Raw genomic sequence first — 12,948 nt, 5'->3', positions numbered from 1 at the left:
AAATGAGGCGGTAATATACTATTTTGAAGGCTTCCATATAGTTGAGAAACTCTTTAACTGACGGTTAAAGTTATAGCTTATTACAACATAATTGCTTATTCTCCTCGAAGGGTCTCCTTAAACTCCTGAATACGGGCTTTTACATCCTCATCGAGTTTTGGTTCTTTTATGTCTTCATATTTCTGTAATTCTTCCAGCAGAATGGATGCCACTATAAGACGAGCGGCAGGTTTATTATCTGCAGGAATGGCGTACCAAGGTGCGTGTGGATGAGAAGTGCGGTTTAAAATATCTTCGTAACAATTCATATAGGTATCCCACAACTTTCTTTCTACCAAGTCACCTGGGGAGAATTTCCAACGTTTATTGGGCTTATCCAACCTGCGAATTAATCTATTTTTTTGCTCTTCTTTTGAAAGGTTTAAAAAGAACTTGAAGATAAGCGTTCCATTTTGTGCAATTGTTTTTTCGAAATTATTGATTTGCTCAAAACGCTTATCCCAAAACGTTTCGTCTATATCTGAAACCGAATGAATAGCAGGTAACTTTTCACCTAAAATATAGTTAGGGTGCACACGGGTTACCAGCACATTTTCATAATGGGTTCTATTAAAAACACCAAACTTTCCTCGTGCCGGCAAAGCGATATAATGACGCCAAAGATAATCGTGATTTTTTTCTAATTCGGTAGGCACTTTAAAACTATGTACCACAACGCCACGGGCATTAAAATCTTTAAATACTTCTCGAATCAAGCTGTCTTTTCCCGCGGTATCCATTCCTTGTAAACAAACGAGAACAGCGTATTTACCGTGCGCGTAGAGGGTATCCTGTAAATCCCCTAACTTTTCCCGGGTATCTTCCAGTTCTTTTTCTAGCTCTTTTTTATAAGCATCAAAATCTTCAAAACTTTTAAATTCTGAAATTTTAACCTTGCCTTCAACTTTATACTCTGAAATGGATAGTTTCTTCATTATTTATTATTTCCGTTTACGCTGAATTTATTAGTATCTATTACTATATCCCCGCCCATAATTGCAAAAAAAGCAATTCTGATCTTGCGCATTTCTCTTGTTCGCACCTCACTCGTCGCATTCAAGAGGGGAGGTAGCAGGGAGTTGGTAAGGAGAATGAAGAAATTGTGGATTTGTTGAGAATCCTTTTTAATAAATAATAGCAATTAAAAATTGCGTCAGCAATTTTATTAAACCATCTATTTACTAGCAAATAACTTTACGTCTTCTTCGCTTACTTCGCTTCCGCCTAAGATAATTAATCTTTCCACTACATTTCTAAGTTCACGAATGTTTCCTGTCCAGTCATATTCTTTCAGCTTTTTAAGGGCTTTTTCTGAAAATTTCTTTTGTCCGGTACCGTGTTCTGTGGAAATTTTTTCGGTGAAATAGTCAACCAAAATTGGAATGTCGTCACGGCGTTCATTCAGTGGCGGCACTTTAACTAAAATTACGGCTAAACGATGGTACAGATCTTCCCGAAAATTACCATCTTCTATTTCTTTTTTTAAATTTTTGTTGGTTGCGGCAAGTACACGTACATCAACTTTTATATCTCTATCACTTCCTACACGCTGCACTTTATTTTCCTGTAAGGCTCTCAATACTTTTGCTTGTGCAGAAAGGCTCATATCCCCTACTTCATCAAGAAATATAGTACCACCATTGGCAGCTTCAAACTTTCCTGCTCTGTCTTTATTTGCGGAGGTGAAAGCTCCTTTTACGTGCCCAAAAAGCTCACTTTCTATTAACTCACTAGGGATGGCAGCGCAGTTTACTTCGATCATTGGACCTTTACTTCGATCGCTTTTTTGGTGTAACCAGTGTGCTACAAGTTCTTTTCCTGTTCCGTTAGGCCCCGTTATAAGTACACGTGCTTCAGTTGGAGCCACTTTTTCTATCATCTCCTTAATATGAACAATAGCATCGCTCTCTCCCACCATTTCGTAGTTTTTACTCACTTTTTTCTTAAGGCGCGTATTTTCTACAACCAATTCTTTTCGATCCAACGCAATACGCACGGTATTGAGTAAACGGTTTAAATCTGGTGGTTTTGAAATATAATCGAATGCTCCCAAGCGCATCGTATTCACTGCGGTATCTAGGTCGCCGTGACCGGAAATCATTACAATAGGAGTTTCTGGCTTTATTTTTTTGATGGCTTCGAGTACTTCTACACCATCCATTTTAGGCATTTTTATATCACAGAGCACAAGGTCATAATCTTCCTTTTTAATCATCTCGATGCCCACAAGCCCATCTTCGGCTTCTGAAACTTGATACGCGTTGTTTTCTTCAGAAAGTATTTTTACGAGCACCCTCCTAATGGCTGCTTCGTCTTCAATTATTAATATTTTAGACATTGATCATTTATTAAATTTTCACTTTAATTCCACCACGTGTATAATAACTTGCTGTGTCGTTTATGGTAAATACATCATCGTCATTTGTATCCCGTAACCTAATGTCATTAACAAGTGTATATCCTCCATACACATAAAACAAAAAATGATCTGCAAATTCCCACTCATAACCAATTCCGGAAAGCACAGTAGTAAAGCCAACATTTTCTGCAATTTTTTGTCTACCATCTGGCAAAGTAACCGTGATATCTTCTTGGATATTGGCAAAAAAACCATCTAAAGTTACAAAGCCCTGCAATTCCATATCTTTTACAAATTCCCATTTTACATTAGATTTGGGTACTCCTAAACCAAAACTCCATTTAGGTGCAAATTCTCTGTAATAATTAACGAAAGGCAATGGAAATGGTCGTCCAGCTGTTGTGGAGTAGTTTAGACCCAGCACCAATCTCCAAGGTTTTTCTGGTGGGTTTTTTTCATTATCTCCTGTTCTGTCCCAAATTAAATAACCACTTCCTCCAAATATAATATCCTCACTTTCAAGACTAGTCCTAAAATTGGATGCTGCTTTTACTTCTCCTTGAAGTGCGTAGCGCAAGTCGCTATCCTTAAATTTATCTGTATAGCCCAGTGAGAATGTAAAAGACTGGTAGTGCTCAAGGTCGGTTTTATCGAAAGCAGCGAGTACTTCTGGATCTTGTAACTTTAAGAAAAAGTTTCGGTACTCAAAGCCAGTAACTATATACCCATCTTCACTTACTTTAAGAGGTACATTTACAAAAGCTCGAAAACGTTTAAAAGAATTTTCTGAATCTCCCTGTGGAAAATAGGTGTATTCTACTCTAGCGAGATCGGTTAATTGTGCATAGGTGATAGAAGGTATTATGAAAGTTGCCAATAGCAATACTAGGGACAATTTATACTTAAGATTCATAGAGGGATATTTAGTAGATGTTAAAATTAAGTAACCAAAATGAATCCTACTGTTAGCGTTGTCATAAAATAAAAGAACACGATACTTATTCCTTAGGTAACGTAGCCGGTGTAAACAAATGCACATCGCGCTGCGGGAATGGAATGGTAATATTATTTTCACGAAAAAGTGTATCGATCTTAAATCTAATTTCACTCTTGATCTTAGGATCTACAAAACTATCGCTTATAAAAAAATGTATACTGAAAACCAAAGCAGAATCTCCAAAATCTTCAAAAAGCACAAATGGTTTTGGACTTTTAAGCACACCCGTTTGTTTTTCTACACTTTTTAAAAGTAATTGTTTCACTGTTTCGGTATCACTGCCATACGCCACCCCTACTCGTACCAATTCACGAGTTGACTTGTGGTTTTGAGTATAATTGTAGATAAGATCTGTTATAAACTTATGGTTGGGAATAATGATAATTTTATCGTCCCTAGTAATAGCCCTTGTTGTTCGTAGTTTAATATCTATAACACGACCTACTTTCCCTTCTACCTCAATAATATCGCCTACCAGAAGCGATTTATCTATAATAATAAAAATACCCCCTATTACATCCTGAAATAATTCTTGCAGCGCCAAACCTAAACCTACCAAAAGTGCAGCAGAAGCGGCCAAAAATGGAGTGATGTTAAAACCTGCAAGGCTTAGCGTGGCAAAAACCACTACTATATACGTAATGTATTTAATAAACTTAAAAACACTAATAAATTTAAGCTTATCTGTTTCCACCATTTTTCTGGTGAATAAAACGCGTATCCACTTTAACAGAAAACTTGCAATTATAAAAGAGATTGTTACAATAAGCACTAAGCTAATCGTAATGTTTATCTTTTTGTCACCCTGTCCAAAATGGAAACCAAGTTCTAAGAAGTCTTTTATAGCTCCCCAAATGTCTTGTGTTACAACTTCTTCAATTTTTTCGGTTACATTTTCTGCTTCTTGAAACATGGTTAGTATTTAAGCCATTTTGCTAATTCCTTATAACTTGCTTTTTTTCCATACATTAAAATACCCACGCGGTATATTTTTGCAGCAAACCATACGGTGCCAATAAAGGTAGCAAATAAAATGACTAACGAAATAAGTTGTTGCCACCAGGGAACGCCAAATGGAATACGCATTAACATCACCACAGGAGATGTAAAAGGAATATACGAAAACACTTGGCTCACCATGCCATGAGGATTATCTATCACGGTAAAAAAGCCTACATAAACGGCTAAAATTAACGGCATTAAAAGCGGTAACATAAATTGCTGCGTATCGGTTTCGCTATCTACTGCAGCGCCAATAGCCGCATATAACGATGCATATAACAAATAACCTCCAATAAAAAACAACAGAAACATCACCACCAGATTGGCTATAGGAAGTTTTTGAATTTCAACCAGAGCGTCAGCTACTATCGCTTGTATTCCAGAATCTGAAGCTTGTGCTACTGCCTGCATTTGCTGGTCCTGAACCGCCGTAAGGTCTATTCCAAACACCAAAGGTACCAGAATTGACAAAATTCCTCCAACGATCACCCAAGCTGCAAATTGCGTTATACCAGCAAGAGAAGTCCCAATAATTTTACCTAATAAAAGTTTAATGGGTTTTACCGAAGAAATAATTACCTCAACAATGCGGCTCGTCTTTTCTTCAATAACGCTACGCATAATCATATTGCCATAAATAATAATGAACATAAATAATAAATAGCCCGCTGCTCCTCCAAAAATTAATTTAATTCCTGACCCTAATTTTGAGGTTTCTTCGCCTTTAAAGGTCTCTAATTTGGTGTCGACCGTAACCCTAAGTTCTTTTATTTTTGCCGCATCATAATTGGAAGCGTTTAATTTTAATGTATTGGCTTTGTCCCGTATGGCATCTTCAATATCGTCGATCATTCCTAGTGATGGTGAGTCTTCAGAATAGAAAGTAATACTTTTTGCCAGTTCGTCTATGTTGTCGTTATTCGGAATAAAAAGAAGGCCATAATCACCACTTTTTTCAGTTTTAGCTTTTGCCTGGTCTAAAGAAAGACTTTCCATACGATTGTATATCAGATTGTTTGTGCTTTCAAACTGAGAAACAAATAGTCCACTCTCATCCAGCACATTAATGATTCGCACTTTATCATTATTCAATTGGGAAAGATAGCCTACCAATGTGAAAATCCCGATCATTAATAGCGGGCTCAAAAACGTCATGATAATAAACGATTTGTTGCGAACCTTTGTAAGGTATTCTCTTTTTATAATCAGTTTTAAGTGGTTCATACAGCTGAAATATTAGTTGTTGTTTACAGTTTCAATAAAAATATCGTTGGCACTTGGGATTACCTCCACAAAATGTGTTAACTGTCCCTGTGAGTTGAGATACTGTACCAAATCGTTAGGAGAAACTGCTTCCGGAATTTGTATTTTGTATTGAAGTTCGTCGTTAATAGTTTTGAACGTAGCTGGAGTTACCGTGAATGTATCTTTTAAATATGCGCTTACGGCTTCAGTATTTTGAGTAACCAAACCTACTTCATAGGTGTTGTTTTTATAAGCCCGTTTTATGTCTATTAATTTTCCGTCCAGAATTTTGTTGGACTTGTTGATAAGAGCAATATGGTCGCACATCTCTTCTACAGATTCCATACGGTGAGTTGAAAAAATTACCGTAGCTCCATCGTCCCTAAGTTTTAAAATTTCATCTTTAATCAAATTGGCATTTATAGGATCGAAACCACTAAAAGGTTCATCAAAAATGAGCAATTTTGGTTCGTGCAAAACCGTCACCACAAATTGAATTTTCTGCGCCATCCCTTTAGAAAGTTCTTGAATTTTTTTATCCCACCAATCTCCAATCTCCAAACGGTCAAACCAGTATTTTAATTTGGCTTTAGCTTCTGTTTTGGACAGGCCTTTTAACTGTGCCAGATACAGGGCCTGCTCTCCTACTTTCATAGACTTGTAGAGACCGCGTTCTTCAGGTAAATACCCAATATTCTGAATATGATGTGGTTGTAACGGCTCCCCATCTAGAAATACTTTTCCAGAGTCGGGCATAGTGATTTGATTGATAATACGAATAAAGGTTGTTTTACCAGCCCCATTAGGCCCTAACAGTCCGAAAATACTTCCTTTAGGGACTTCAATTGACACATTATTCAGGGCTTTAAATTCACCATAAGATTTTGAAACGTTTTCTGCTACAAGTAATTTTTCCATAGTGTTTTTTTCGAGACGTAAAGATAAAGTTTTGTTAGCCCCATCTCTTAAGATGGATAAACTTTTTGAGTGAAATTTGGCTACAAAGGGTTAGTAGTGTTAAAGTAGATATTGTTACTAAATTAAATAACATTCTATAGTATTTAAATAGTGTTTTAAAAACAAAACCCACCCTCAAATTGCTTTAAGGATGGGAAAAAAAATTGCTATGAAAAAGAAAAATATCACTTAAATAAATAAGTGATATTCAAATATAAGTAAAAAATATCAATTAACGTTTGTTTAAGAAAACATATCCTTCACCTTCTCAAAAAACGATTTATCATCTTTTTCTGGATTGGGTTGAAAGTGCTCATCGGAGCTCATTTTCTCAAAAAATTCCTTTTGTTCTTTTGTCAAAGATTTTGGCGTCCAAACATTTACGTGCACCAGCAAATCTCCTGTTCCGTATCCATTTATACTAGGAATCCCTTTATTTCTAAGTCTTAAAATTTTTCCGCTCTGTACACCAGGTTCAATTTTAATACGAACTTTCCCTGTTACAGTATCAATTTCTTTGGAAGCTCCAAGAGCCGCTTCAGAAAAACTTACATATAAATCGTAGTGCAAGTTATCGTTTTCCCTTTGTAAACTTGGATGCGGCAGCTCTTCTATGGCTACCAGTAAATCTCCTGCAATTCCATTTCCTGGAGCATCATTTCCTTTACCAGTAACTTTTAGCTGCATTCCATCTACAACACCTGGGGGTATTTTAATGCTAACCGTTTCTTCGGTCGCTAACATTCCTTGGGCGTCGGCATTCGCAGGTTTTTTATCTATAATTTGTCCCGCTCCACCACAGGTATTACAAGGTGCCGAAGTTTGCATACGGCCCAAAATAGTATTTTGAATACGTGTAACCTGTCCCATCCCATTACAAGTGGTACAGGTTTTATAGGTTGTCCCCTCCGCTTGCTTTTTGCGCTTTACTTTAATTTTCTTTTCAACGCCGTTGGCAATCTCTTCCAACGTTAATTTTACACGAATACGCAGATTACTTCCTTTGATGGTACGACGACCACCGCCACCAAAACCACCAAAGCCGCCGCCGCCGCCAAAAGCACCGCCAAAGATATCTCCAAACTGGCTGAAAATATCGTCCATATTCATACCACCGCCACCGCCAAATCCGCCACCATCAAAGGCTTGATGACCGTATTGATCATACCGTGCTTTTTTGTTCGCATCGCTTAGTACTTCGTATGCTTCTGCTGCTTTTTTAAATTTCTCTTCGGCTGTAGCATCTCCTGGATTTTTGTCTGGATGATGTTCTATCGCTTTTTTGCGATAGGCCTTTTTAATTTCGGCTACAGTTGCGCTTTTGGTAATTCCAAGTATTTCGTAAAAATCTTCTTTCATATATCATTTCCGTTTACACGGATACTTTTATTGTCCTATTACTACTTTCGGGTAGCGAATAATTTTATCTCCAAGTTTATAACCTGTTTCTATAACATCTATAATTTTACCCTTCATTTTAGTGTCGGGAGATGGGATTTGGGTAATAGCTTCATGAATTTCTGCATCAAACGTATCCCCTTTTTGTGTATCAATAGATTCCAGGCCTTTCAACTTTAAGGTTTCTCGTAATTTTACATTGATGAGATTTACACCCGTAAAATGGTCGTCGTCTTCGCTCTTTTTTATTTCGGCTAAAGCACGATCAAAATCGTCCAGAATAGGCAAAATTGCTACTATAACCTCTTGTCCAGCGGTTTTAAACAACTCTATTCGCTCACGACTTGTGCGTTTTTTATAGTTTTCAAACTCTGCAAAAAGACGGAGGTACCTATCTTTTTCTGAAGCTACTTCATCCTTCAATTTAGAAACCTCATCGATAGAGGTCTCATCAGTTGTTGTATTTTCTGTAGTGGCATTGCCATCCATGTCTTGGGTAGCAGTTTCAGCTTCGGCATATTGCTCTTCTTGTGTTTTATCTTTCTTGCTCATAAAAGCGTCTCATTTTTGATTTTCTTGAAGGTTGCAAAAGTACTGCCATTTCAGTAAAAATGTCAAAATGTCATTGCTTTTATTTAATAAATATTTAAGACGTATTTTCTTCGGAACGAGTACTTTTGTGGCTTAATCAAATTATATTGAATTCATGAAAAAAACCATCACTTTAGTGGCCGTAGCATTTTTTACTGCCGTAACTTTTACCTCTTGTAACGAGACAAAAGAAAAAACCTCCGAAAATGAAACTGTAGCTCAGGCAGATGCTACAGCTGTTACGTATACAGCCAACACAGCCAAATCTAAAATTATGTGGTCTGGAAACAAACCTACTGGAACACATACGGGAACTATTTCTTTAGCTAACGGAGAAATTATGGTAACCGATAAAAATATGGAAGCTGGTAAATTTTCAATAGATATGAAAAGCATTACTGTAACCGATTTAGAAACGGGTGACGGGAAAGAAAATTTAGAAGCACACCTAATGGGAACTGTAGAAGGAAAAGAAGGAGACTTTTTTAATGTGAATGAATTTCCAGTTGCTATGTTTGAAATTACCAGTATAGAAGGAGATCAGTACAAACCTACTGTAAATGGTAATTTAACGATAAAAGATAAAACCAATCCTGTTTCTTTTACCGCCACAGTATCTTACCCTGGAGACACAATGTTCTTAAAAAGCGATACATTTACGATAGACCGTACGCAATGGGGTGTTAACTATGGCTCTAAATCTATTTTTGACAACCTAGGGGATAAATTTATTAGCGACGATATGGAACTTCAAATTGAGTTACACGCTTCTAAAGAGTAGTCTGGAAACCTATATTACTAAAAGAGCTGCCAATTTTTTTTTGGCAGCTCTTTTTTTACATCAATTTTTTTACGGCGTAGTTTACGTTTACAAACATAAAACTATACCCAGTATCCTCAATTTTTTTAGAACTTACCAATTGGCTTTCTAGGACTAATGTTGCCATCTCACCCAACATTATTTTAAGCACCCATCCCGGAACATTGGGTAACCAAATATTTTTCCCCAGCGTGGAGGCAATTTTGAACGTAAGGTTTTTATTGGTCACAGGATTAGGAGCAACTGCGTTGTACACCCCTTCCAATCCGCTTTTAAGTACGTGAATATATAAACTCGCAATATCCTGCAAATGAACCCAGGATATCCATTGCTCTCCACTGCCCAAAGGAGCTCCAAACCCTTTTTCTATAGGTTCTTTAATTTTTTGAAAAGCGCCTTCTTTTTCAGAAAACACAACACCAGTTCTAATTTTTGCTACCCGCATTCCTAAAGTTTCAAACTGATCTGCAGCTGCCTCCCAAGCCACCACCACTTCGCCTAAAAAAGTATTTGAAACTTCTTCATTTTCTTCATCATACAATTTTGTAGGATGATCCGGATAGACACTTACACCACTCGCAGAGATAAATTGTGATATAGTATGATCCATACCTTTAAGTGTGTTGAAAAGAAGATTAGCTGTTTTAGTCCTACTTTCAAGAATAGTTTTCTTATAACTGTTCGTCCACCGTTTAGAAATAGTTGCTCCTACCAAATTAATAATAGCAGTCACATCGGTAAAAGCTTCGATATCTATTTCACCGTTTTCCGGGTTCCAGTAAAATCCTTTATAATTTGGGCGATTTTCAATCTTTTCCCTACTTGTAGTAAGGTAATTTACTTTTATTCCATCGTCAATACAGTATTCTGTAAGTTGGGTACCAATAAGACCTGTGGCACCCGTTATTAGTATTCTCATTTCTTCACATTTCTTTTTCAATTAGCAATACTTAAAGGTACGGGGATGTATGTGGAAAGTCATGAGGATTAACGGAACTTTAATAGGCAGCCCTTCATACAATTTGAAGAATATAACTGTAGAGGCTCCATACAACAGTTTTTTTCCAATCACTCAAGGCACCTAGTCCTAGACTATTGTTAAAATCAAACCTACACCCTTTAAACTTTTAAGCTCGTAGTTTTAAAAATACGTATATGCTAATCGCTTTTGGTGGCTCGTAGCATTTCCCTTTTTCCTGGTGGCCCAGGGAGGCGTTCTACAATAAAACCAACGGCTTGCATAGCACGTCTTACACTTCCTTTTGCGGCATAGGTTACCAATACTCCTTTCGGTTTTAGCGCAGTATACATAGTGCTGAAAATTTCTTCGGTCCAAAGTTCTGGCTGTACTCTGGCACCAAAGGCATCAAAATAAATAAGGTTGATAGCGTTTTCTTCTGAAATTTCTTTAAAAAATTGTTTTCGCTTCAATAATGAAAAAAAGGAAGTAATTTCAGCTTTTTCCTCCCAAGGTAGCTCATGGAGTTTTTGAAATAGGGCTGCTGAAATTTTAGTTTTTTCGGGATAGTTTAATTTTGAAACTTCTTCAGCTGAAACCGGATAGGCTTCCACACCAAGATACATACAAGAAATTTTTAGTTTTTCAATTTCCGAAACTGTTAGTAAGGTATTTAATCCTGTGCCAAAACCAATTTCCATAATTGAAATTTCTTCACTGGGATTTTCGGCTAAAAAATGATGTAGTCCAGTTTTTATAAAAACGTGACGCGCTTCGGCAATAGCACCGTGTATGGAGTGATATTGTTCATTCCAGTCTGGAAGGTGTATCGTTACCGAACCATCTCCTGTCGTGAGAAATTCGCGTTTCAAAAGCTTATTGCTTCTCGGCTAGCAACACCCCATCTGCAGTAAAAGAAAGCGTCTTTTTAGGCTGAGTAATAGCAGCAATTTCTTCTTTAGATTTTCCAGCGTCTTCAGCAAAATGGCGTTGGTCATCTACACTCATCTCATCTACAAATGCCTTTCCGCTTACAATTACTTCATCTCCTGTAATATCTTTTGGCATAAAGAAACCATAATCTTTAAATTTAATCATTGCTTCTTCCTCACCCATATCCAGACGCATCCAACAGCCTTTACTTTGGCAAACACTGTTTACTTTAGAAATAAATTTTACTTGTGCAGTATCCCCTGGCTTTAGGTTCTTGTACTTTTCGTACATTTCTTCTTTGGTCATGGCGTTGGCATCTGTGATCTTTTCTCCAAAAAATTGGTATGCCAATTCTTCCGAAGTATTTTCTTCAGTAATTTCGACTTCGGTTTGTTCCTTTTCAACTTTAGAATTACAAGCTATTAATACGGATACAGTAAGTAGTGCAAAAACTATTTTTTTCATCTCGAATGGATCTTTTTGGTGGTGCGAATTAATATAGTGCAATTTTAAGGAAATTTTCAATTTTTTTACGACTAAATTTTCGTTAATTTTGTAGCTAAATCACCTTTCCATTCATGAGCACAAATACCAACAGTATTACCGTAAAACAAGCTACTAACTCAAGATTACCAGATGTAGATTTTGACAACCTCACTTTTGGGAGTACGTTTACAGACCATATGTTTATGTGCGACTTTAAAAATGGCGTATGGCAAGATGCCACGGTATTGCCTTACGGAAATTTAAGTATTTCTCCTGCTGCGAAGGTTTTTCATTACGGCCAAGCTGTTTTTGAAGGTATGAAAGCATTCAAAGATGAAAACGGAAAGGTATTTTTATTTAGACCTGAAGAAAATCTAGAGCGCATTAATAAATCTTCCAAAAGAATGGCTATCCCTGAGTTTCCAAGAGACTTATTTTTTGATGCCCTTCATAAGCTGTTAGCCTTAGACAAAGGCTGGATTCAAGGAGGCGTTGGCAATTCGTTATACATTCGTCCCTTTGTAATGGCCACTCAAGTTGGGGTTTCTGCTTCACCAGCAGATGAATATAAGTTTATGATCCTAATGTCGCCAGTGAAAGCCTATTACACCGGCGATGTAAAAGTTGTCATTGCTACAAAATACAGTCGCTCTGCAGATGGTGGCGTGGGTGCTGCAAAAGCTGCCGGTAATTATGGCGCACAATTTTTCCCAACCAATCTAGCGCGTGAAAAAGGATTCCAACAAGTAATTTGGACAGATTCTAATGAGCATAAGTATCTAGAGGAAGCAGGTACCATGAATGTTTTCTTCAGAATAAATGACACTCTTATTACGGCTCCTACAAGTGATAGAATCCTGGATGGTGTTACAAGAAAAAGCGTATTAGCGCTTGCTGAACGGGATGGTATTAAAACCGACGTAAGACGCCTTACCGTTACCGAATTAATTGAAGCCGCCAAAGCAGGTACGCTCAAAGAAATTTTTGGAAGTGGAACAGCAGCTGTTATTAGTCCTGTGAGCGCCTTTGGATATAATGAAGACGTTTTTGAACTTGAGAAACCATCAGACAGTTTTGCCACCAAGTTCAAAAAAGAGCTTATGGACATACAATATAATCGTGCCGAAGATACTTTCAATTGGCGTTATCCAATTGTATAATAC

At 37.1% G+C, this 12,948-nt stretch carries 13 protein-coding genes; 2 read left to right on the top strand and 11 right to left on the bottom strand.

Annotated features, from left to right (window positions below):
• Positions 1-95 precede the first annotated feature (95 nt).
• The 8 genes from ACQ2HF_RS08130 to ACQ2HF_RS08095 all read right to left on the bottom strand — a co-directional run bounded on the left by ACQ2HF_RS08130 (position 96) and on the right by ACQ2HF_RS08095 (position 8,549).
• Positions 96-974 carry a PPK2 family polyphosphate kinase gene (locus ACQ2HF_RS08130; RefSeq protein ID WP_432413028.1) on the bottom strand — a complete coding sequence of 293 codons (879 nt, stop codon included), beginning with the start codon at positions 972-974 and terminating at the stop codon, positions 96-98.
• A 239-nt stretch (positions 975-1,213) separates the two neighbouring features.
• Complete coding sequence (locus tag ACQ2HF_RS08125) at positions 1,214-2,377, bottom strand: sigma-54-dependent transcriptional regulator (RefSeq protein WP_432413027.1); 1,164 nt, start codon at positions 2,375-2,377, stop codon at positions 1,214-1,216.
• Between the two features lie 10 nt (positions 2,378-2,387).
• On the bottom strand, positions 2,388-3,311 hold the full coding sequence (locus ACQ2HF_RS08120) for a DUF6268 family outer membrane beta-barrel protein (protein WP_432413026.1): 924 nt from the start codon (positions 3,309-3,311) through the stop codon (positions 2,388-2,390).
• 85 nt (positions 3,312-3,396) lie between these two features.
• Positions 3,397-4,308, bottom strand: a complete 912-nt coding sequence (locus ACQ2HF_RS08115) for a mechanosensitive ion channel family protein (protein WP_432413025.1) — start codon at positions 4,306-4,308, stop codon at positions 3,397-3,399.
• A gap of 2 nt (positions 4,309-4,310) precedes the next feature.
• Positions 4,311-5,621 (bottom strand): ABC transporter permease, encoded by a 1,311-nt coding sequence (locus ACQ2HF_RS08110; protein WP_432413024.1) that lies wholly within the window; start codon positions 5,619-5,621, stop codon positions 4,311-4,313.
• 12 nt (positions 5,622-5,633) lie between these two features.
• A complete protein-coding gene (locus tag ACQ2HF_RS08105; RefSeq protein ID WP_432413023.1) occupies positions 5,634-6,560 on the bottom strand; it encodes an ABC transporter ATP-binding protein in 927 nt (308 codons plus the stop codon).
• A 282-nt stretch (positions 6,561-6,842) separates the two neighbouring features.
• Positions 6,843-7,958 carry a molecular chaperone DnaJ gene (gene dnaJ, locus ACQ2HF_RS08100; protein WP_432413022.1) on the bottom strand — a complete coding sequence of 372 codons (1,116 nt, stop codon included), beginning with the start codon at positions 7,956-7,958 and terminating at the stop codon, positions 6,843-6,845.
• A gap of 27 nt (positions 7,959-7,985) precedes the next feature.
• Positions 7,986-8,549 (bottom strand): nucleotide exchange factor GrpE, encoded by a 564-nt coding sequence (locus ACQ2HF_RS08095; protein ID WP_432413021.1) that lies wholly within the window; start codon positions 8,547-8,549, stop codon positions 7,986-7,988.
• A gap of 154 nt (positions 8,550-8,703) precedes the next feature.
• Between ACQ2HF_RS08095 and ACQ2HF_RS08090 the strand changes: the two genes are divergently transcribed.
• Positions 8,704-9,369, top strand: coding sequence for a YceI family protein (locus ACQ2HF_RS08090; RefSeq protein ID WP_432413020.1), 666 nt, complete (start codon positions 8,704-8,706; stop codon positions 9,367-9,369).
• A 55-nt stretch (positions 9,370-9,424) separates the two neighbouring features.
• On the opposite strand, the gene ACQ2HF_RS08085 is transcribed toward ACQ2HF_RS08090, so the two are convergent.
• From ACQ2HF_RS08085 to ACQ2HF_RS08075, 3 genes are all read right to left on the bottom strand, one after another.
• Complete coding sequence (locus ACQ2HF_RS08085; protein WP_432413019.1) at positions 9,425-10,327, bottom strand: TIGR01777 family oxidoreductase; 903 nt, start codon at positions 10,325-10,327, stop codon at positions 9,425-9,427.
• A gap of 239 nt (positions 10,328-10,566) precedes the next feature.
• A complete protein-coding gene (gene mnmD / locus ACQ2HF_RS08080) occupies positions 10,567-11,238 on the bottom strand; it encodes a tRNA (5-methylaminomethyl-2-thiouridine)(34)-methyltransferase MnmD (RefSeq protein WP_432413018.1) in 672 nt (223 codons plus the stop codon).
• A gap of 4 nt (positions 11,239-11,242) precedes the next feature.
• The gene (locus tag ACQ2HF_RS08075; RefSeq protein ID WP_432413017.1) at positions 11,243-11,764 is read right to left on the bottom strand and encodes a DUF4920 domain-containing protein; all 522 of its coding nucleotides are present in this window, start codon (positions 11,762-11,764) and stop codon (positions 11,243-11,245) included.
• A gap of 113 nt (positions 11,765-11,877) precedes the next feature.
• Between ACQ2HF_RS08075 and ACQ2HF_RS08070 the strand changes: the two genes are divergently transcribed.
• Positions 11,878-12,945, top strand: a complete 1,068-nt coding sequence (locus ACQ2HF_RS08070; protein WP_432413016.1) for a branched-chain amino acid aminotransferase — start codon at positions 11,878-11,880, stop codon at positions 12,943-12,945.
• The last annotated feature ends 3 nt before the right edge of the window (positions 12,946-12,948 follow it).

Origin of the sequence: Rasiella sp. SM2506 (assembly GCF_050859505.1) — a bacterium.
In the GTDB taxonomy this organism is placed as follows: domain Bacteria; phylum Bacteroidota; class Bacteroidia; order Flavobacteriales; family Flavobacteriaceae; genus Marinirhabdus.
Note: the sequence above shows the minus strand (reverse complement) of the source record. Positions and strands in the feature narration are given on the sequence as shown.

Bases quoted from the DNA above. Each gene is read 5' to 3' on its own strand.
- ACQ2HF_RS08115 (WP_432413025.1), bottom strand. From the start codon at position 4,308: ATGTTTCAAGAAGCAGAAAATGTAACCGAAAAAATTGAAGAAGTTGTA.
- ACQ2HF_RS08085 (WP_432413019.1), bottom strand. From the start codon at position 10,327: ATGAGAATACTAATAACGGGTGCCACAGGTCTTATTGGTACCCAACTT.
- dnaJ (WP_432413022.1), bottom strand. From the start codon at position 7,958: ATGAAAGAAGATTTTTACGAAATACTTGGAATTACCAAAAGCGCAACT.
- ACQ2HF_RS08095 (WP_432413021.1), bottom strand. From the start codon at position 8,549: ATGAGCAAGAAAGATAAAACACAAGAAGAGCAATATGCCGAAGCTGAA.
- ACQ2HF_RS08105 (WP_432413023.1), bottom strand. From the start codon at position 6,560: ATGGAAAAATTACTTGTAGCAGAAAACGTTTCAAAATCTTATGGTGAA.
- ACQ2HF_RS08130 (WP_432413028.1), bottom strand. From the start codon at position 974: ATGAAGAAACTATCCATTTCAGAGTATAAAGTTGAAGGCAAGGTTAAA.
- ACQ2HF_RS08110 (WP_432413024.1), bottom strand. From the start codon at position 5,621: ATGAACCACTTAAAACTGATTATAAAAAGAGAATACCTTACAAAGGTT.
- ACQ2HF_RS08125 (WP_432413027.1), bottom strand. From the start codon at position 2,377: ATGTCTAAAATATTAATAATTGAAGACGAAGCAGCCATTAGGAGGGTG.
- ACQ2HF_RS08120 (WP_432413026.1), bottom strand. From the start codon at position 3,311: ATGAATCTTAAGTATAAATTGTCCCTAGTATTGCTATTGGCAACTTTC.
- ACQ2HF_RS08075 (WP_432413017.1), bottom strand. From the start codon at position 11,764: ATGAAAAAAATAGTTTTTGCACTACTTACTGTATCCGTATTAATAGCT.
- ACQ2HF_RS08090 (WP_432413020.1), top strand. From the start codon at position 8,704: ATGAAAAAAACCATCACTTTAGTGGCCGTAGCATTTTTTACTGCCGTA.
- ACQ2HF_RS08070 (WP_432413016.1), top strand. From the start codon at position 11,878: ATGAGCACAAATACCAACAGTATTACCGTAAAACAAGCTACTAACTCA.